This window comes from Psychrobacter pulmonis (genome assembly GCF_904846465.1).
Lineage (GTDB): Bacteria > Pseudomonadota > Gammaproteobacteria > Pseudomonadales > Moraxellaceae > Psychrobacter > Psychrobacter faecalis.
Genome location: NZ_CAJHAT010000001.1, coordinates 567,760 through 588,545, shown reverse-complemented (window position 1 = coordinate 588,545; position 20,786 = coordinate 567,760). Strand labels below are relative to the sequence as shown.

General features: G+C 44.8%; 19 protein-coding genes. 13 read left to right on the top strand and 6 right to left on the bottom strand.

Features of this window, described 5'->3' with window-relative positions; translation table 11 throughout:
• Positions 1-170: 170 nt before the first annotated feature.
• From JMX70_RS02485 to JMX70_RS02460, 6 genes are all read left to right on the top strand, one after another.
• Entirely contained in the window at positions 171-2,279 is a 2,109-nt protein-coding gene (locus JMX70_RS02485; RefSeq protein WP_201589295.1) for an EAL domain-containing protein, read from the top strand.
• A 164-nt stretch (positions 2,280-2,443) separates the two neighbouring features.
• Positions 2,444-2,899 (top strand): c-type cytochrome, encoded by a 456-nt coding sequence (locus JMX70_RS02480; RefSeq protein WP_201589293.1) that lies wholly within the window; start codon positions 2,444-2,446, stop codon positions 2,897-2,899.
• An 84-nt stretch (positions 2,900-2,983) separates the two neighbouring features.
• Positions 2,984-3,943, top strand: a complete 960-nt coding sequence (locus tag JMX70_RS02475; protein WP_227671131.1) for an AAA family ATPase — start codon at positions 2,984-2,986, stop codon at positions 3,941-3,943.
• Positions 3,944-3,978: 35 nt separating this feature from the next.
• Positions 3,979-5,055, top strand: coding sequence for a hypothetical protein (locus JMX70_RS02470; RefSeq protein ID WP_201589287.1), 1,077 nt, complete (start codon positions 3,979-3,981; stop codon positions 5,053-5,055).
• Entirely contained in the window at positions 5,052-7,292 is a 2,241-nt protein-coding gene (locus tag JMX70_RS02465; RefSeq protein ID WP_201589284.1) for a transglutaminase family protein, read from the top strand. The genes JMX70_RS02470 and JMX70_RS02465 overlap by 4 nt, the downstream gene beginning before the upstream one ends.
• 68 nt (positions 7,293-7,360) lie before the next feature.
• Positions 7,361-7,651 (top strand): DUF4031 domain-containing protein, encoded by a 291-nt coding sequence (locus JMX70_RS02460; protein ID WP_201589281.1) that lies wholly within the window; start codon positions 7,361-7,363, stop codon positions 7,649-7,651.
• A gap of 62 nt (positions 7,652-7,713) precedes the next feature.
• Here JMX70_RS02460 and JMX70_RS02455 read toward each other — a convergent pair whose 3' ends face one another.
• Positions 7,714-8,592: a LysR family transcriptional regulator gene (locus tag JMX70_RS02455; RefSeq protein WP_201589278.1), complete on the bottom strand. Its 879-nt coding sequence runs from the start codon at positions 8,590-8,592 to the stop codon at positions 7,714-7,716.
• A 210-nt stretch (positions 8,593-8,802) separates the two neighbouring features.
• Between JMX70_RS02455 and JMX70_RS02450 the strand changes: the two genes are divergently transcribed.
• A complete protein-coding gene (locus JMX70_RS02450; RefSeq protein WP_200662947.1) occupies positions 8,803-9,927 on the top strand; it encodes an S-(hydroxymethyl)glutathione dehydrogenase/class III alcohol dehydrogenase in 1,125 nt (374 codons plus the stop codon).
• Positions 9,928-10,013: 86 nt separating this feature from the next.
• Here JMX70_RS02450 and JMX70_RS02445 read toward each other — a convergent pair whose 3' ends face one another.
• Positions 10,014-10,262 carry a DUF2164 domain-containing protein gene (locus JMX70_RS02445; protein WP_201541187.1) on the bottom strand — a complete coding sequence of 83 codons (249 nt, stop codon included), beginning with the start codon at positions 10,260-10,262 and terminating at the stop codon, positions 10,014-10,016.
• 29 nt (positions 10,263-10,291) lie between these two features.
• A complete protein-coding gene (locus JMX70_RS02440) occupies positions 10,292-10,966 on the bottom strand; it encodes a DsbA family oxidoreductase (RefSeq protein WP_201589275.1) in 675 nt (224 codons plus the stop codon).
• Between the two features lie 360 nt (positions 10,967-11,326).
• Between JMX70_RS02440 and JMX70_RS02435 the strand changes: the two genes are divergently transcribed.
• The 6 genes from JMX70_RS02435 to JMX70_RS02410 all read left to right on the top strand — a co-directional run bounded on the left by JMX70_RS02435 (position 11,327) and on the right by JMX70_RS02410 (position 18,297).
• Positions 11,327-12,001, top strand: a complete 675-nt coding sequence (locus tag JMX70_RS02435; protein ID WP_201589272.1) for a 2Fe-2S iron-sulfur cluster-binding protein — start codon at positions 11,327-11,329, stop codon at positions 11,999-12,001.
• Positions 11,998-12,990, top strand: coding sequence for an FAD binding domain-containing protein (locus JMX70_RS02430; protein WP_201589270.1), 993 nt, complete (start codon positions 11,998-12,000; stop codon positions 12,988-12,990). Before JMX70_RS02435 ends, JMX70_RS02430 begins: the two co-directional genes overlap by 4 nt.
• A 2-nt stretch (positions 12,991-12,992) precedes the next feature.
• Positions 12,993-15,413 carry a xanthine dehydrogenase family protein molybdopterin-binding subunit gene (locus JMX70_RS02425; RefSeq protein ID WP_201589268.1) on the top strand — a complete coding sequence of 807 codons (2,421 nt, stop codon included), beginning with the start codon at positions 12,993-12,995 and terminating at the stop codon, positions 15,411-15,413.
• 154 nt (positions 15,414-15,567) lie between these two features.
• Positions 15,568-16,818, top strand: coding sequence for an XdhC family protein (locus tag JMX70_RS02420; RefSeq protein WP_201589266.1), 1,251 nt, complete (start codon positions 15,568-15,570; stop codon positions 16,816-16,818).
• Entirely contained in the window at positions 16,815-17,588 is a 774-nt protein-coding gene (locus tag JMX70_RS02415; RefSeq protein WP_201589264.1) for a nucleotidyltransferase family protein, read from the top strand. Before JMX70_RS02420 ends, JMX70_RS02415 begins: the two co-directional genes overlap by 4 nt.
• A gap of 187 nt (positions 17,589-17,775) precedes the next feature.
• On the top strand, positions 17,776-18,297 hold the full coding sequence (locus JMX70_RS02410) for an HdeD family acid-resistance protein (RefSeq protein WP_201589263.1): 522 nt from the start codon (positions 17,776-17,778) through the stop codon (positions 18,295-18,297).
• Positions 18,298-18,408: 111 nt separating this feature from the next.
• On the opposite strand, the gene JMX70_RS02405 is transcribed toward JMX70_RS02410, so the two are convergent.
• From JMX70_RS02405 to JMX70_RS02395, 3 genes are all read right to left on the bottom strand, one after another.
• Positions 18,409-19,068 carry a class I SAM-dependent methyltransferase gene (locus JMX70_RS02405; protein ID WP_201589261.1) on the bottom strand — a complete coding sequence of 220 codons (660 nt, stop codon included), beginning with the start codon at positions 19,066-19,068 and terminating at the stop codon, positions 18,409-18,411.
• A 375-nt stretch (positions 19,069-19,443) separates the two neighbouring features.
• Complete coding sequence (locus tag JMX70_RS02400; protein WP_200662937.1) at positions 19,444-20,058, bottom strand: hypothetical protein; 615 nt, start codon at positions 20,056-20,058, stop codon at positions 19,444-19,446.
• 49 nt (positions 20,059-20,107) lie between these two features.
• Positions 20,108-20,734 (bottom strand): hypothetical protein, encoded by a 627-nt coding sequence (locus tag JMX70_RS02395; RefSeq protein ID WP_200662936.1) that lies wholly within the window; start codon positions 20,732-20,734, stop codon positions 20,108-20,110.
• Positions 20,735-20,786 lie beyond the last annotated feature (52 nt).

Genomic DNA, 20,786 nt, shown 5'->3' with positions numbered 1-20,786 from the left:
TAGATAAGTTTAGGACGATCAATACTTAAGACTTGATCATAGGCTAAGTGAGTTTGGTTTAAGTTTATTTAAGAGTTTATAACATCGCCTTGAGGTTGTAACTTAAGCAGCAGTCGATTACATTATTGTTTATAATGACAAAACCGCTACTACCATTTAAAAGGCTTCTTATGCGTACTCAGTCCATCCTAAACTTATTAGTAATCGATGATGACCAGCTTTATGCTGAGCGTATCGTCGACTTGCTAGGTTCATATTATGATAGTGTGAACTTAGGGTTTTTAGATGATAAAGAGGAGCTGCTAAAGGCGTTACGCCAGCCGTGGGATACCTTGGTGTTTGGGCAAGCTTATGATATGAACTTTACCGAGGTGGTCGGTATTGTTCAAGAGCAAGGTATTGATTTGCCATCGGTTTGTTTGATAAATAAAGATACGATAGTCAACGCTCATAACGAAGCGGGCTTACCTTCTATTTTAAATGGCACAATGGTCAAAGCGCTGAGCGCCGATCAAGAAATGGCAGTAGTCATGGCGATTTGTTTGCTCCATGACAACCTACGCAGTCGTCAACAGCTTAAAACTTTACAGCATGTCATCTCTGAAGCAGAGCAGCGCGCCAATGTGCTGATTAAAAACTCTAAAAGTGCCGTTGCTTATATCGATCAAGGTATTCATATTTTTGCCAATGACCCGTACTTACAGTTGTTTGGTTTTGAATCAATGAATGACATTATTGGTATACCGGTAATTGATTTAATAGCAGGCGGTGATAATGTCAAAGCCTTTAAGCAGTTTTTACGTCAATTTGATAAAGGCAACCGCAAAGATGTTGAGTTTAATTTTGAAAGCAAACGTACCGATGGCAGTACCTTTGAAGCAAAATTACAGCTGGCAGTCGCGACGCTTGATGGTGAGCCCGTTACCCAAATCATTATTCAGCAAAATAACACTAATAGCGCCGACGTTGCCAAGCGTTTGGCAGCAGCCGAACGTAAAGACAGCTTAACGGGTATTGATAATCGCCTCGGTTTTGAATTGCAGCTGACTAAAGTGTATGAACAAGCAAAACAAGGCGCTTTGACGGCAGGATTATTTTATATTCAACTCGATAATGTGGGTAAGATTAGAAGCAGCTTAGGTTTACAAGGTGTTGATACCACCGTGCAGCAAGTCGCCTATGCCTTAGATGAGCTAATGACAAATGAGGTAGCAGCAGACAGCTATGTGAGCCGCTTTAGCGATACGGCTTTTACCATCTTAGTAGAAAATCAAAATACCGCTGTGCTTGAAAAATTGGCTGAGAAAATTGGTTCGACTATTAGTCAGATGTTTATTGAGGTAGATAAACGGACGTTAAGTACCACAGCAAGTATTGCGATCGTGAAGATAGAAAAAAATACGCCAGAGCCAAAAGTTTTGCTTGAGCGGGCGCTAGATGCTATTAATCAAATTATGATTGAAACCTCCAATCACGGTGATAAATACCATCTATATGACGCCAGCGAACATGCCAATAGTGATGATCATGCCCTTGCTGAGTCTTTAGTCGATGCTATTGCTAATAATCGCTTTGAGCTGTCTTTCCAGCCCATATATGATATCAATCATGATCGTAGTGATTTCTTTGAGGTATATCTGCGTTTGCCACTAGCGGATGCAAATAATACAGTATTGACCCCCGACCAGTTTATGGCGGTGGCCAAAGCGCACAAGCTCCTTGAAAAAATTGACCGCTGGATATTGATCAATGCCTGTAAAAAAATCAATGACGTGCGTAAATCCCATCCAGATGCAAGGTTATTGGTACAACTGACCAATGCGTCGTTGATAGATAAAAAACTGCCGAGCGTTGCTAGTCAACTCATCAATGCTGTTGGTGGTAAAGCGGGCGCGTTAACCTTACAGTTTAACGAAAAAGACATTGCCGATCATTTGACTGTCGCAAAATCGCAATTTAAAGCGCTTAACCAAGTCAACTGCCAGCTGGGCATTAATAATTTTGGCTCATCAGCTAAGTCAGTTGAGCTGGCCAATTTTGTGCAGCCTGATATGGTGCGCTTAGCCCGCAATTATGTCGAAGGGATTGATAACCCCGAGAATTTAGAAACGGTTAAATCGCTCATCGTACGCACCAATGAGATTAGCGTTGATGTCTTGATGCCATATATTGAAGATGCGGCGACTATGTCAGTCGCGTGGAGCGTGGGCGCACGCTACTTACAGGGTTATTATTTAGAAGCACCTAGTAATACCATAAAAGTGGCAAGCGAGAGTTAAGTCTAGGTAACTAATTTTTATTTTTACCACATAACCCATATTTAACGGTTAGCAACGATATATACTTCTACGCAGCGCTATGTATGTTTGTCCTTTTTATCTTGTATTGTGGTTGAGATAGACGCATACATAGCCCATGCTTCTCAATTTAAGATTATTCCACCATGTCTATTATCAAAAGATACCCATTAGGCGCTGTATGTGCCGCTATGCTATTGCTCACCGCTTGTGAGAAAACACCGCCTGATTATCGAGATCCGGTTACGCTGCCGCTTTATACTGAGGGCGATGCCGATAACGGGGCGCTGATATACCAAGACGCATGCGCTCAGTGTCATCAGCTTAACCCTGGGCTCAATAAAAAAGGGCCGCAGCTGATGAATATTTATGGCGCAAATGCCGCCGAGCTAGAGGATTACAGCTATAGCGAAGGGCTGACGACATCAGGTTGGGTATGGGATGCCAAAACATTAGACACTTATATCGCTGATGCTGAAAAAGCCATGCCCGACTCAAAAATGCTGTCAGATCCGATGCCCGATAGTAAGGAGCGTACCGATGTGATTGCTTATTTATCAACGCTGCGGGCACCGGTACCAACAGTTGATGAAACAAAATAGCAGCAGTGCCTGATTGAGAAATACCTGACAGAGAAGTATTCTTTTTTAAACCTATTTCATTAAAAAATGAGCCAAGAATCGATAATGAAGCAAGCCACCAATGACTATCGCCATAATCAGCAAAAAATTGCTCAGTTAATGGCGCAATTAAATCAAATAGTGCTAGATAAACCCGAGGTGGTTAAACTGGCGCTCAGTGGTATTTTGGCAGGCGGGCACTTGTTGTTGCAAGATCTGCCAGGTATGGGTAAAACGACGTTGGCGCAAGGCTTGGCGCAATTGCTCGGGTTGAGTTTTAGCCGTGTGCAATTTACCAATGATATGCTGCCAGCAGATATCTTGGGTATGAGTATTTTTGATCAAAGTCAGCAGCAATTCGAGTTTCGTCCCGGTCCTATCTTTACGCAGCTGTTACTCGCCGATGAGATCAATCGCTCTAGCCCTAAGACACAAAGCGCGTTATTAGAAGCGATGGAAGAGCGGCAAGTGACGCAAGATGGGCACACCTATCCATTGCCGCAGCCGTTTTTTGTCATAGCCACCCAAAACCCTTTACAGCAAGCGGGCGTTTATCCGCTGCCTGAATCGCAGCTGGACAGGTTTTTATTGTGTTTGTCACTTGGTTATCCATCGCCTGCCGCTGAGCGCGAGCTGTTAAAGGGACAAAATCGCCGTGAGCTATTAAAACAGCTTGGCGCCGTACTAGATACCGAGGCGGTCCTATTAGCGCAGCAAGGCGTCAAGCAGGTTTATGTCGCTGATGTAGTACTGGATTATCTGCAAAGACTGGTTGCAAAAACGCGTGCAAGCTTTGATTATCATGGTTTATCACCGCGTGGCGTACTATCACTACAGCGTGCGGCGCAAGCCTATGCTTATGTATCGGGACATATGGAAGTGACGCCCGAAGATATTCAAGCGGTGTTTGCGGCGGTCACTGACCATCGACTTGGCCAGCGTTTCGTGCCTGCACACGTGACTGGCGGACAAGTCACACAAACTATCGCTCAACGTATATTGGCAGACGTGGCTGTCGTTATTTAATCGTGCAAATTTTTTATGGTAAGGATAGGGTAGTGATGAGCATATTGCCAAAAGCCTTAACCGTACCAGCTAGATCATTATTAAGCCGTTGGTTTGCCGCGCGTGCGCCCAAAAGCGATAATGCGACGCTGAATTTGCGTAACGTCTATATCTTTTTTAGCCGTGAAGGGTTGCTGTTTGCCGTTTTATTAATCATCACCTTTATCGCTGGTATCAACTATGGTAATAACTTGGTATTGGGGCTGTGCTTTTATCTCATTAGCGTCTGGCTCATTAGCTTTCATGTAACCTTCGCCCATATCTCGGGTCTGCAAGTCCGTCTGCTTGATGTCACCATGGCAGAAGCCGGCGCGCCTGTTTGGGTCACGTTGCAGCTGCGTAATGACAGCCGCCGACCAAGACGACAGTTATTATTTACCTTTGAGCAAGTTGCCTCTGAGCAGACTGAGCAAAAGCCTTATAAAAAAGCCGATAAAAACAACGATAACCAACATGAGATTAATGCTGATAGTCAGCTCTCAGTATTGGTCACGCGCCTACAAGACGAGCAAATCATTCGTTTGCCGGTGCAGACTTATCGTCGTGGGCAGTTGCAACTACCAAGATTAAAAATAAAAACCGTTTACCCCTTAGGGATTATGCGTGCATGGTCATATGTCTATTTCGCCCGTAGCGCGTGGGTTTACCCAAAACCTGAAACCTTTGATTGGCAAGCACAATATGCCATTGCCAGTCCGGAGGATTTGCCGATAGGCGGGCAATATCGCCAAGGTCAAGACGACTTCGAGCGGCTTGATAACTATATCGAAGGCGAGTCGTTAGCACGCGTTTCTTGGGGTCACGTGGCGCGCGGCCAAGGGATGTTTACCAAGCATTTCGCTGATCCTGTTGGCCATGAGCAAACCTTAGACTATACTGATATGCCAGCGGCGCAGCATGAACAAAAACTGGCGCAAATGGCGTACGGGGTGCTGACATTGGGTGAACTTGGCGTCCCATTTAACATGCGCTTACCCAATGAGATAACGGTTAATAAGCATGCTACTGCAACGATGGGCGAAGGTGAGGCGTTTGCACAAGCCTGTTTGTTAAGATTGGCAAAATCACCATGAACAACTTCAAACACCATGCTGCAAATGAGACACAGATAAACCCTGCGAACTTTGCGCAATTGGCATTGGGGCAAAATATCAGTGCCCCTAATGGCGTGAGCAGCCATCATAAATGGACTCGCAAGCTACTTGCCTTGCCAGCCTATTATTGGGTATTGATTGCGCAAGTTATCGTTATTTTACCGCATGCAGCGCACTTGCCGTTATGGCTCATAGGTTTTGCGCTGTTCAGTATCATTGCCCAACTACCGCGTATTAAAGCTAAGTTTAAAAAACTGACGCATTTAAAACGTGTCTATCAAAGTATGCAAATGCTTGGCTTTTTACTTGGGCTAGTAGGTTTATGGCTGACCTATAACACGGCATTTGGACTGGATATGGGCGTGGCGTTTTTAGTGCTGTGCCTTATCAGTAAGCTGTGGGAGTTGTACAAGCGCCGTGACGCCTATGTGGTGCTCAATTTATCTTTGTTTGTCCTTGCTTCACTGTTTTTGATGGATCAAGGAATTGTGACGACAGTAGAGGTAACCATCGGCGCGGTCATTGTATTATTAGCATTTATTGCGCTTAACGATGATGGCAATACTCGCGGTGATGGTCGCCTGCGTACTTTGGGCGTGCTGGGTATTGGCGCATTGCCGCTGTTGGTCGTGCTGTTTTTATTCTTTCCACGCTTGCCGCCACTATGGTCAGTACAGCTCTCCGGTCAGCAAGCGACTACAGGTGTCTCTGACAGTATGTCGCCCGGCGACTTTGCCAATTTGGGTCAGTCGACTGAGCTAGCTTTTCGGGTAGAGTTTTCAGATAAGCGCCCGCCACAGCAGCAGCTTTATTGGCGTGGTTTGGTTTTTAGTAATTTTGATGGGGTCACATGGCGTCCCAGTCCGCAGCAACGAGAATGGCAACCCGCCCCGCAAATGCCAAATTGGATAGCGAATGCCTTAGCGACCGTTCCTGATGAGGTGAAAACTACCCCGAATCGCTATCAAATTATCTTAGAGCCGACGCAGCAAAACTGGCTATTTGGCCTGGATTATCCTTTTGCCCAGCAGCAAGATATCAGTATTACCTCAAATTTTACCTTAAAAAAAGATCAGCCGGTTACCCAGCAGCTGCGCTACGATGTCTTGCAGTTTGCGCCGATGCGTATCGACCCTATGCTGTCTGAGGCGTCGCGCCGTCTCAATCTTGCACTACCAAGTAGCGGTAATCCGCAAGCACGCCTACTGGCGCAGCAGTTATTTGCCCAGTCTGGCTCGGATCCCGTGCGCTATATACAGGCAATCGAGCGCTGGATAAACCAAACCGAATTTCGCTATACGCTATCACCACCACGTTTAAATACCAACCGTATTGACGAGTTTTTATTTAACACCAAAGCGGGATTTTGTGAGCATTATTCTTCTAGCTTTACCTTTATGCTGCGCGCCGCTGGTATTCCTGCGCGAGTAGTGGCAGGCTATCAAGGCGGAGAGCCTAGTCGTAACGGTAACGTTTGGGAAGTGCGGCAAATGGATGCGCATGCTTGGACGGAAGTCTGGCTTGAGGGTCAAGGCTGGGTACGTGTCGATCCGACGGCTTTTGTCGCCCCTGAGCGCGTCGAGCAAGGCATGGATGCGCTGACACAGGCGCGAGGAGCGACAATGTTCGGTGATGGTGCTGGGGCACAAATCAGCTATCAGCAGTATCAAATGCTGCAAACCTTACGTCGTCTGTCAGACCAAGCGAGCTACTATTGGCAAAAGGACGTCGTTGGTTACGATCAAGATAAGCAAGCTGACTCATTGCTTAAATGGTTTAATATTCGCTCAATCATGCAGCAAATCACTTGGTTGGCAGTAAGTGCCATTAGCGTTATGGCGATTCTTGTGTTTGTTATCTGGCAGCGTCGCCGCAAACGTTGGCATCCAGCAGACCTGCCACTTGCCCAACTCTCAAAACGCATCGCTAAAGCGGATAAGTCGCTTGCTCGTGATGATAGCGAAGGCCAATTGGCTTGGCTTGCGCGTTTGGCAAGCGTAATTGATGATGACAGTGGTCAAAATAGTAGTAAGCATAATAATGCCAGTAAGCTAACTGCTAGTGGTGACTCAAAAACTGTCCAAGTAAAAATTGAGCAGATTCAACAATACTATCGCAAGCTACGCTATGGCCGTTTAAGCACACTTGCAACCAGCGATAGCGAATATCAAACGGTGCTTAAACAGCTCAAGAAAGAGACAAGTGAATTGTTTTAATGGCTGTTTTGTGAAAGTGCTGTTTAGGGCGTGATAAATTTTTAGTAAAAATAAAGGAGTGCATGCATATGGCAATTTACGTAGATTTTATGCAAATAGAATTTAAAGGCTATAAGTGGTGCCATATGCTAGCTGATACCTTGCAAGAGTTGCACGATTTTGCCGCATTGATTGAAGTAGATAAGCGCTTATTTCATCAAAACGCCAGCTATCCGCATTATGACATCACCGTGCAAATGCGTAAAACCGCGCTTGAATATGGCGCTATAGCGGCCGATCGTAAGAAGATTATTGAATGTGCAAAAAAGCTAAAAGTAGAGTTAAACGCTCAAATAACACGGTCTAAATCTTACAAATAATGTGTCTATTAAACTGATAATAATGAGCAGCTTTTATTTCAAATCGCCACTTTCAAGCTTTATTAAGATAAACGCTCTGCTAAATAGTCCACCAGTAATCTGATTTTTGGTGATAAATGACGATTGTGCGGATAAATCGCCCAAATGCCTTCCTCAGGCTCTCTGTAATTATCTAACACGCTAACCAGTGCACCGGACGCTAAGTGTTTTTGCACATAATAATCAGGTAGCTGCACGATACCCAAGCCTTTTAGTGCCGCATCGACTAGGCTGTGACCGCTGTTATATTGTACGCTGCCAGAGACGCGTAAGTTTATTTCCTTATCAGCGTCTTTATTATTTTCTATAAAGTGCCAATAATCCCGCGTACCAAGTAAGCAATTATATTGTCTTAAGTCGACTAGAGAATATGGTACGCCGTACTTTTCTAGATAAGCGGGCGCGGCACAGACAAAATTAGTACGATGACTGAGTTTTTTTGCCATCATCGTTGAGTCGCTTAATTTGCCAATACGAATCGCCAAATCATAACCACCCTCGATCAAGTCAATTTTTTGATTGCTTAAAAAAGCCGTCACTTCGATATCGCGGTATTGCACCATAAAATCATTGATAAGAGGCAATAACTGCTGCTCGCCATAGGTGACAGGCGCGGTCAATTTAATCCTGCCTTGCGGTTTGGTTTGTAAGTTGCTTACGGCTTGTTCGGCCAAATCTAAGCCGTCAAGTACACCGCGGCAATGCTGATAAAATACCCGACCTTCTTCAGTCAGCGATACCTTGCGCGTCGTACGATACAGCAATCTAATATTAAGGCGTTTTTCTAAAGCGCTTATCTGCCGACTGACCTGCGCGGTTGAAATACCCAATTCTTTTGCTGCTCGCGTAAAGCTTTCGTATTCTGCCACATAAACGAACTCGCTAATGCCATCCCAGCGCATAATTATTACCAGTGTGTAAAAGATATTTGCAAATATAGCATATTGTTATCACAGCAGAAACAACTATAATGGACAGTATAAAATAAATCCTTTACAAACAGCTCAAATATAAACTGCTATAACTAGCGCTTGCCTCTATCAAGTAAGCGCTATAAGCTAAGTTGGTCTGCGGATAATAAACGATAAAATGAATTAAAAAGAGAGAATACTATGTCAGATAACTTTATCAAATCCAAAGCCGCCATTGCGTGGGGGCCAAACGAGCCACTTTCTATCGAAGAAGTGGATGTGATGCTGCCCAAAAAAGGCGAAGTACTGGTAAAAATTGTCGCCAGTGGCGTTTGTCATACCGATGCGTTCACCTTATCTGGCGAAGACCCAGAAGGTGTGTTTCCTGCAATTTTAGGCCACGAAGGCGGCGGTATCGTTGAGCAAATCGGTGAAGGCGTGACCAGCGTGCAAGTCGGCGACCATGTCATTCCTTTATACACCGCAGAGTGCGGCGTCTGTAAAATGTGCCGCTCAGGTAAAACCAACCTGTGCTCGGCGGTACGCGAAACCCAAGGTAAAGGCTTAATGCCAGACGGTACCACGCGTTTTTACAAAGACGGTGAGCCAATTTACCATTATATGGGTTGCTCAACCTTTTCTGAATATACGGTGTTGCCAGAGATTTCATTAGCAAAGGTGAATAAAGAAGCGCCGTTAGAAGAAGTCTGCTTGCTCGGTTGCGGCGTGACCACTGGTATGGGTGCTGTCATGAATACCGCAAAAGTTGAAGAAGGTGCAACGGTTGCTATCTTTGGTTTGGGCGGTATCGGACTATCAGCGGTTATCGGTGCACAAATGGCCAAGGCCAGCCGTATTATTGCCATTGATATTAACGAAAGCAAGTTTGAATTGGCCAAAAAATTGGGCGCGACTGATTGCATCAATCCAAAAGACTACGATAAGCCAATCCAAGATGTCATCGTTGAATTGACCGATGGCGGCGTTGATTATTCGTTTGAATGTATCGGTAATGTCGATGTCATGCGCTCAGCGTTAGAGTGCTGCCATAAAGGTTGGGGCGAGTCAGTCATCATCGGTGTCGCGGGCGCAGGGCAAGAAATCTCAACCCGCCCATTTCAGCTAGTCACAGGTCGCGTTTGGAAAGGCTCAGCATTTGGTGGTGTCAAAGGCCGCTCAGAGTTGCCAGGCTACGTCGAGCGCTACCTAGCAGGAGAGATTCCGTTACAAGACTTTATTACTCATACCATGCCATTAGAAGATATTAACGAAGCTTTTGACTTGATGCATAAAGGTGAGAGTATTCGCTCTGTGGTGCATTTCTAGAATTATGGTTAGATAGCTAAGCTTTTTTAACGCTATTAAATAAAAATGCCGCTCCTATAATGGAGCGGCGTTTTTTTGTATGCCTTTTAATCTTTTTTAAAGCTGTGCATGTCTTCTAAAACGCCTGTAAATCTATCGTATAACCAAGGTTCAATATCATCAATCACTTGATTGTAGAGAGGTGGCCCTAAGGTTTCGATGATAAAGTCTAATAAAAACTTCGCTGGCAGGTTGCCAATATCAACATCAAATTCCTCGCTCATATACTCTCTAAGCTTATCCAAGACAATTTCTTCTGCTTCGTCTGACAGCGTCAGTAATTTTTCTTTACTCATTAATCATAGTCTTATTAGCAAAGCTTTATTTACTCTTGCATAGCAGCCAATTGTTGTAAAATATTGACGTAATTGTCCACGCCTTGCGCGCCGCTGACCAAATGCCGCTCATTAAAAATCATTGCTGGCACGCTTTGAATACCTTGCTGCTGCCAGTGGCGCTCTTCTGCGCGTACCTCTTTGGCAAAACGCTGATCCTCCAGCACAGCCAGCGCCTCTTCACGATTAAGTCCAACTTCCGCTGCGATATCAGCCAGCACCGTATTATCAGAGATGTTGCGACCATAAGTAAAGTGCGCGCCAAATAACGCCTGCTTTAAGTCATGCATCGGCTTTTGTCCTTGTTGACCTGCCCAATACAATAGCTGATGCAGATTAAAAGTATTGTGCATCCGCGTATCATCGTTGAAGTTAAATTCAAAGCCAACTTCATCGCCCGCTTGCGTCATTCTAAGGCGGCTCGCGTCTGATTCTTCCTTGCTCGAACCGTATTTTTCCATAATGTGTTCGCGCAAATTTTGTCCTGCGCTTGGCATATTGCTATTTAGCTCAAACGGATGCCAGTGTATTTCGTGCTTGGTATTGGTTTGCTTGAGCGCCTCAGTCAATTGACGATAACCGATGATACACCACGGGCAAACCACGTCTGAGACGATATCGATGCGCAGAGGTTTTTTGGATAGCGGTTGATTTGAGTTTTCCATATTTTTATACCTATTTTATTGATTATGTTCGATTTATTTATAGAAGGTTTTATAAGGTTGAATCCATATTAAGAGAATGAAATCGTGATTACAATGGTTGCTAAGTTACAGGTTCTATTAACGAGGTTAAGCAGCCAACCGCAGTTGTACAGGAGATTTATCGTAGGTTTAAAAGTTGACAAAAAAGTTTTGTCCTCACTATTTGCTTAAAAAAACTACACTGCAATGACTACAAAGTAAAAACAAAACGCTGTTTTTGATACGCCATAATGAAACGATTGACGCTGTTTAAGAGCGTGCACATTTATTAAGAGCGTGCACATTTATCCTTTTATGAATAACTGCCAGCGAGAAGCCAGCATGTCTACCTTGACGTTAACGATTAATCAGCAAGATTATCAGCTCGATAATCTTGATCCGCGCACGACATTGCTTGATGTCTGTCGCCAGCATCTACAAATTACCGGACCCAAAAAGGGCTGCGACCACGGTCAATGCGGCGCTTGTACCATACTCATTAATGGGCGACGGGTTAATTCTTGTTTGACCCTTGCGGTCATGCACGACGGTGATGAGATTACGACGATTGAAGGCATTGGAATGCCTGAATCGCTCTCAGATCTACAGCAAGCGTTTAAAGATCACGATGCGTTTCAGTGTGGTTACTGTACGCCGGGGCAAATTTGTTCAGCGACTGCTTTGATTGAAGAGATTAAGCAAAACTGGCCAAGCTATGTGACCACTGATTTGCAAAACCCTGATGGCTTGCTGGTGCAAGAAATCGCCGAACGCATGAGTGGTAATATTTGCCGCTGTTCGGCTTATCCGAACATTATTAATGCCATCTCGCAGGTTTTGGAGAGTGAGATAAAAAATAAAGCCGCTACTGAAAATAATATTAAGAAAGGCCCAGATGCTGCAAGTGTTATCGGTATTTGGTCGCCGCCGCCTAGTGAAACGCAGCTTAGTAAACCCTCGCAAAACAAGGCGTCACAAAATAAAAATCATAACGCCCAAGCAGGAGCTCACTCATGAAACGCTTTGACTATGTCCGTGCCGAGGCGCCTAAACAAGCGGCGACTGCTGCCGGCCCAAAAGATGCATCATTTATCGGCGGTGGCACCAATCTCTTAGATTTAATGAAGTTTGAGATTGAAACACCAACCAAATTGGTCGATATCACCCGTCTTGAGCTTGAGCAAATCGAAACCACCGCTGATGGCGGATTACGTATCGGTACGCTGGTCACCAATAGTGATTTGGCAGCGCATCCGGAGGTCATTGCCAATTATCCCGTATTATCGCGCGCCATATTAGCGGGCGCGACGGGTCAGCTGCGTAACAAAGCCACGACTGGCGGTAATTTTTTACAGCGTACGCGTTGTTATTATTTTTATCAGACCGACAGTCCGTGCAATAAACGCGAGCCCGGCAGTGGCTGTCCAGCGATTAATGGCGAGAACCGTACCCTTGCTGTTTTAGGTACAAGTGATGCTTGTATTGCCCAACATCCCTCTGATATGGCGGTGGCAATGCGGTTGCTTGATGCTGTTATTGAAACGGTGAAAGCAGATGGTTCTACCCGTTGTATTCCAATTAAAGACTTTTATTGTTTGCCAAAAGACACGCCGCATATCGAGAATGTCTTGGAGAGTGGCGAGCTTATCACTCATGTCGTTTTACCACCGCCTATCAAAGGCATGCATACCTATGACAAAGTCCGTGACCGTGCTTCTTACGCCTTTGCCTTAGTGTCTTGTGCGTCTGTCATAGAGGTTGATGACGACGGTAACTTGGCGACCGTACGTTTGGCTTTTGGTGGTATTGGGGTGATGCCGTGGCGTGATGAAGACGTTGAAGCATTATTAACGGGCACGGCGGGTGATGACGCTACGATCGCACAAGCCGCAGACTTATTATTAAAAGAGGCCAAAGGTCACGGTCAAAACGATTTTAAAATTCCACTGACGCGTCGCCTACTTAAACAAGTTATTCAGCGCGCCTTAGCGGGCGAGGGAGCATAATCATGTCATTATTGGACTCAGTATTGCCATCAGAACCTACCAAAAAAATGATGATGAATGAGCCTGTCGATTCGCTTTTTGACAAAACGGCAAGCAAGTTGGTCGGCAAACCGATCAACCGTGTTGATGGCTCGTTAAAGGTCAGCGGACAAGCGCCTTACTCAGCAGAATTTTATCGAGAAAATCAAGTTTACGGCGTTTTAGTTGGCGCGAAAATAGCCAAAGGTCAAGTGGAAAATATCGATAGCAGTGCTTTGGAGGATATTCCTGGCATCATCAAAGTCGTAACCGATCCTAAGCATTTTTTGCGAAACTCACAGCAAGGCGGTGAGACCGAAGCACCAACCCAAGGCGCCAGTGAGATTTATTATCACGGGCAGCCGATAGCGGTAGTGGTTGCTGAGACTTTTGAAGCAGCGACAGAAGGCGCTAATGCCCTTAAAGTCACTTATAAAAATGAGACCGAACAAGCGGCATTAAACTTTACCCAAGAGCTGCCAAGTGCTCATGACGTCAATGAGCAAAAGGGCTCAGATAAAAATTCTGTTACAGGCGACCCTGATAAAGGCTTAGCGGATGCAGAGGTGACTCTCGATCGCTTTTACCATACGCCAAGTCAAAGCAACTCGCCGATGGAGCCTCATGCGACGCTGGCTTATTGGGAAGACGATAAGCTCATCATGTATACCTCAAACCAAATGATTGCCTCTTGCAAGCAGCAAGTGATGGATGCTTTAGATCTAAAAAAGGATCAGGTGCAATTAATCTCTTATTTTGTTGGTGGTGGTTTCGGTAGTAAATTGGGTATCGCGCCTGAGTCGATTGCAGCAGCGATTGCGGCAAAAGAGCTTGGTCGTCCTGTGCTGATCAGTATGACGCGTCCGCAAGTGATGGAAGCAACCGTTAGACGCTCAAACACTCGCCAACGTATCGCCATTGGCTGCGATAAAGACGGCATTATCAACACCTTTATTCACGATACCGTTGGCAGTAATTTACCGGGTGAGGCATTTTTTGAGCCGACGGCGCTGTCGACCAAATATTTATACCGCGGTGAAAATCGCCGCGTGAATTATAAGCAAGTAGATATGAATTACGTGCTGTCGGGCTCCATGCGCGCGCCCGGTGAAGCGGTCGGTATGATTGCGGTTGAATGTGCGATGGATGAATTGGCCACGCAGTTAAATATTGATCCGCTTGAGCTGCGCCGCCGTAACGAGCCTGAGCAAGACCCAAGCCAAGACATTCCGTTTTCGACGCGGCAGCTACTTGCTTGTATGGAGCAAGGGGCGGCGCAGTTCGGTTGGGAGCAGCGCAATCCCAAGCCTGCCAGTCAGTTAGAGGGTGATTGGTGGATTGGTACGGGAATGGCGGCTTCCGCTCGTGGTAATCAGTTAAAACTGTCAGAGGCGCGGGCGACACTGCAAGTTGACGATTCAAAAGCCCTTGGCGTTAAAGCCATTATCGAAACCGATATGACCGATATCGGCACAGGCTCTTATACGGTGTTTTCCCAGGTTGCCGCTGATTTACTAGGCTTGCCGATAGACCATATCGAGATGAAGCTCGGTGATAGTGAGCTGCCATCAGCCTCAGGCTCGGGTGGTAGTTGGGGTGCGGCAAGTGCAGGTAGTGGTATCTATCTTGCCTGTGAGCAGCTGCGCGATATGTTGGCAGAAAAAGTAGGGCTTTATCCAGATACCATTCAGCTTGATAAAGGTCAGATCAAACAAGCAGGCGAGCATAACCCTAGCGTTACAGAAGCAGCGGTCGAAACGCTTAAAGACAAAGCGCTAGACTTAAAAGATACAGTCGCTGAGAAAACAGGTCTAGCATTATCAGAGTCTGCTACCGAAAAATACGATTTTAGCAATTCTCAGTCTTATGCATTGGCAGATATTATTGCTGAATGCGATGAGCAAAAAATGAGCGCTAAAGGTCAAATCAAACCGGGTAAAAATGCCAAAAGCCATCGCCAAGCGTCGTTTGGTGTCAATTTCGCAGAAATCGCCGTCCATAGAGTGACTGGCGAGATACGTCTCAAGCGCATGGTAGGTGCTTTTGCTGCTGGTCGGATTTTAAATCATAAAACCGCTACTTCACAGTGCTACGGCGGTATGGTGTTTGGGATTGGCTCGGCGCTCATGGAGGAAGTCATCCATGATAAGCGCGATGGTCGCCTATGCAATCATGACCTTGCTGAATACCATGTACCTGTCAATGCCGATGTGCCGCAACTAGAAGTGATATTGGTAGAAGAAGACGACCCTTATACCAATCCTATGCATATCAAAGGGATTGGCGAAACCGCGATTTCTGGAGCAGCGGCGGCTATTGCTAATGCTATTTATAATGCGGTCGGTGTGCGCGTTTACGATTTCCCAATCACCCTTGATAAGCTGCTTCATGAGTTGCCAGAATAGCTATTGTTAATAATCGATATGAAAGAATGGCTAACTGATGATTGATATAAGACACCCGCTAGCGGCCATCACTAGCGGGTTTTTATAAGGCGCAATGCAATTTTAATCATTAAAACTGCAACTAAAATAAAAATAAATAGAGATAAGAGGCACTATGAATCAGGTCGCTGATATTCTAAAGCTCGCAGGCGAGGCGCAGCAGCAAAACATCGATGCGGTGTTAGCAACGGTAGTACATACCGAAGGCTCGGCATATCGGCGTGCTGGGGCGATGATGCTTATCTGCGCTGATGGACGCTCGGTTGGGATGATTAGCGGTGGTTGCCTAGAACCACATATCATCAAACGTGCTTTTTGGTTGACGCGTCATGGCGCAAACGTGCAGGTTTATCAAACGGGTAGTGATGAGGGTGACGAGGCAGATGATGATAGTGAAAGTAATGGCAATGGAAATGGCGATTTAGAAAATGAGCTAAATTTCGGTTTGGGCTGTAATGGCAAGGTTCATGTACTGTTTGAGCGTTTGACAGCCGCAAGGCCGTTTTTAGAAGTTATTCGTCATGTTCGTCGTAGCCAAAATCCTGCAACGATAGCGACGTTAATTCGCGCAAATGAACAATACTATTTACCCATTGGGCTTCGGCTAGATCTGAAAGACTATATTGCCAACGAAAAAATAACTTTTGTCAGCGGTGCTCGTATGGGTAATCAAGCGTTCATTGAACAAGCGAATATTTTTACTCATGAGATTAGAGATATCGTTAAAAAACTGTCAACGCATGAAGTTTCTAACAAAAATACTGAATACGTTGTCCTAAAAAACGGTGATATCACCACAGAATGGCTTATCCAGCGTCTACAACCACAACACCGTTTGCTTATTTGCGGGGCAGGGAATGATGTGATGCCGCTTGTGACCATGGCAAAATTACAAGATTGGCACGTCAGCGTTATCGATAGCCGCGCCCAGTATGCCACGCGGATGCGTTTTCCCGAAGCGGATATCGTGATGCCAGTCGCATTGGACGATAATGAGAAACTGCTCAAGCTCAGTCGTCATGCGGCGGTCGCGTTGATGTCGCACAGTTTGACCCAAGACCGTGCCCGTCTTTCGTTATTGCTTGCGCATTCGACTCATTATAAGTATCTTGGACAATTAGGCCCAAGTTATCGAACCGAGCGCTTGGTAAATGAGATTCGTGCTGCCAAAGACAATCCGGCAAGTTTAAGTGAGGGCGTAAAAAAACTCCATTATCCGATTGGTTATAAACTAGGCGGTGATGGCCCTGAAGCTTTAGCACTTGGCATCATGGCACAAATAAGCGCTGTCATGCAAGAGCAAAATCCTGCTAATGATTTTTTAGATAATAATAGAACCACATCTGAAATATTGAGCGGTGTATGAAGAAAAGTGACTTAACGTCAAATAGCGCGGCATTACCAAATCAAAATTCTAGCCAGCAATCAAGCCATACCATTATTCTTCTAGCCAGCGGCCTCAGTCGTCGTCTTGGAGAGGCTAAACAGCTGCTTTATAAAAATGGCGTTCCTCTCATTAATCACATGCTACAACTGGCAGTAAGTACAAATCCGCAAGTTATTATCGTCGTTATTCCTAAAAATGAGGCATCGATAGCTAGTGAGGTAGCAAAACTAAGCGACACCCATTTACATATCAAGACTGTCATTAACCAAACGCCCGAAACTGGTATGGGACATAGTCTTTATACTGCTATTGAAGCCTTAACTCAGTTTGTTAATGATAAAGCTTTTAATCATGAAGTGGTTGAGCGAGTGTTGATTATGGGCGTTGACCAAGTTTTATTGGACATTGAACATGTTAATGAATTGCTAGCCGGTAAGCATTTAGTGGTTGCCAGTGGTTATGAGCATTGGCAGATTTTCGATATGTTATCAAAAGATGACCATATTGAGCGTAGAGCAGATGCTAAGAATGAAACGAAAAATCCCATCGTTGGTCTACCGTTAGTTATCGATTATCAGCTACTTAAACAATGGCAGCTTCATATAAGTGGAGACAAAGGCCTACGTCATTTAATCAGAGCGCTCTCGCCCAGTGAAATCAGCACAGTCTTCAATAAACAGCTGAGCTATGATATCGATACGCCCGAGCAACTTGCCTATGCCCGACAGCAGGGCTGGGTTGATAAATAATTTGATGCCAAGAATTGTTTGGATGATAGGCATATTACGCCTAAACCGTTAGTAGGGTTATAAGCATGATACAACGCCTGGGCACTGATGGTAACAGGATTACCTGAATACATTACTACCGTCATACAAGCCTGCCAATAATCTGCGATATCATTTGCGCATTATAAATATAAAGTAAGGGTATCTTATGAGTCGTATATTGTGGCTAGTCGTTGGTATCATCAGTATTCTTGGCGGTATCTTTGCTTTTTTCAATCCTCTTAGCGCCAGTTTCGCTGCTGAACAACTGGCTGGATTCGTCTTTCTTCTTGTCGGTATCTTACAGTTTATTGCCCTGTTCCGTGCTTATACCACGACGGGTAAAGTGCTAGCGGCCATTGGCGGTGTGCTTGGCATATTTATCGGTATTGAGCTGCTACAAAACCCGCTACAAGGTATTTTAACCTTGACCATGGTAATTGCTATTTTATTTATGGCAACGGGTATCGTCAGAGTGATGGTTGCTTTCGGTCTACGCCGAACCGTGGCTTTTGTGCCAATATTAATCTCAGGGCTTATCTCGATTACGTTGGCTATCATGATATTCACCAGCTATCCGCAGTCAGCAACCTATATTCTTGGCGTCCTATTGGCCGTTGAGCTGATATCTAATGGCATCTCATTAATCATGTATTCACGTGTGCAACCACCTTTGGTTAGACGCTTATAAATTTATAAACTTATAAATTACATTAATAATAAGTCATGCTATAAAATGCATAAAAAAGACGCCGTAAAATGGCGTCTTTTCTTATTATATAACCTATTAGTTTTCCAAAACCTAACGCGAAAAGGTTAAAATATGTCCTTTAAAAGGTAGCTCAAGATAAGTGGTGTCCTCAGGTTTAACATGCTGACTGCTAAAACCAAATTCAACCATCTTATGGGTCAGCTTGTTTTTGCGCCCGCGTCCAGGGTCAACGACGATAACCTCACAAGTTGGCAGCGCATGACGTTCGATAAACTCCGCTAAGATATCGATATGCTGATCTTCATATAGCAAATCGCTACCGATGATGATATCAAACTTGCCAAGGTGGCTATTGTCCTCGGCCCAGTCTAAACGCTCAAAGTTAATCTCTTTATTATTATTCAGCGTGGTATTTCTATCCAAAAAATACTCAACCGTCGGATGATAATCGGTCGCAGTAATATCGGCGTGGCGATGATTGAGTAGTAAACTTGATAACGCCATACCGCAGCCAACTTCCAAGATGCGCTTGCCTGCAATATCATAATCAAGCATGTGATTGGCCAGCACCAAGCTTGACGGCCAAATCACGCCAAACATCGGCCACGACGCCGAGCAAATACCGAGGTCCAGCGCCTCATTGTCAGGGTCACTAAATTGTTGATTATCGCGTAGGGTGCAGATATGAATGTCAGTATTGCCAATTTCAATCGTTTGATAACGTACGCGCACAGTGGTTAGCGAAGCCATAAACTGTCCTAAAAATAAGCAAGAGTGCAAGGTTTGGCAAAAGTTGCCACGTTCAGGAATGTAGTTATTAATAAAGATGATTCAAAACATTGGAAATGTGAAGATGAGGAAAATCTAGCAATGGAGGTTTTTATTCAAACTATAAATTTAACGAAAAAACTAAACAGTTGCTTGTAATCAGTATAATCTAATGTTTGAACCTTTATTGTTAATTCTAAGGGTATTGTTATTACGCGATAAAATTATAAATGGTAATTTTTATTAGTATATTCAGTGGTTCAAGTTGCAGGCATAAAAAATGCACCGCTTATGGTTAAAGAGTGCATTTATAAGAAGCAGCTGGTTTGATTAAGTGTGGCTTGCTAAATATTCGGTCTAATTAGTAAATCTAAGCCCAGAGGTTTTAAGTGCCCATACCAACTCAACAAAAGCACGGTTGTTGGTTAAAGGCTCGCCATCGATGATAAGCACGTAGCCTGAGCCATCAATCCATAAAAATACAAAACTGGTTTCAGGAATCAACAGATCAACTTGCTGAAAGAAAGAAATCGCTTGGCTCTCTACCGCCCAGCCGCGCTGCTTTTGGCGCAGCATAAAGCCTGAAAAGTCCGCCGCCGCCACACTGAGCATGTCCGCTTCTTCTTGGCTATAGCCAATCCGTGCCAGACAAAAACCTTCATCAGAACCAATCGCCGCTCGGCGTTTACCCGATAAGCTTGAAACCACATAAGGTAAAAATTGATCAAGCGGCAAATTTGGCGCGGGCAAAAATAACGACAGCTTCTCAATCCAGCCATGTTCCAAAAAGCTGTCTAACCATTCATCAGAATAGCGATCGAGCCAGTCAGCGGCCAGCAGCGTCTCGTTATGCGACAATAAATCTTGCAAGGATAACTGCTCAGGCGTTGGTTCACTTTGCGAAAATGACTCAAAAATGCCAGCTGGGGTCAAGGTCAGATAGGTTTTATCAGCGTTTAAATAAGAAGACATAGCAGCTACTCGTTAGAAGAATGTTGATGATGCTATAAAAATAAGCAGGTTAAGCGTCTTGTGCATTTTTGGTTTGCTCAAGTTTTTGCTGACAGTCATTCCAGCGCGCATCGAATTGCCAATCGCTTTTACCCAAGCGAAACCACACCAAGGAGAATGCCAGACGGTCGTGACGCGCGATACAATGGGCAAAAAACTCGTTTTCGATTTGCTCTATGGTATCCCAGTCTTGATTGTCACGCGCGAGCATCAAATCGTTGGTGATGTCTTTAGCGATTTCTTTGGCGTCATCGCTACTGATACGCAGGCGCTGCGTCTGTTCATTTAAAGATGGTGAGACCAGTACGCTCCAGCGCGTTGCCAGCATACTGTTTTTTTGGATATAGCTTTTTTTATCGATACAATCTCGAAAGCCTTGCTCGATATGCGGCAGCATGCGCCCTTGCAAGCGGGTAAACATATTAGTGACATCATAAGGAATGTCATACCAGCAGCCATAAAAAAAATCGGCTACCGCACCTTGTAGTGGTTCTTTTTCGTTTAACAGTAGGGCAGCATTGATACGTTGTTCGTGAAAATGGCGGTTGTTGGGTGCGATAAATATCTTACGTGAGTAAAGACGATAGACGCGCCGTGCTGCCATTTCACTTTCTTTGATGAGATCTAAATCAGACATAAGCGTGTCCTGTTAGTCATAGCACTATGCAAAAAGCGGTTAAAAAGTTATT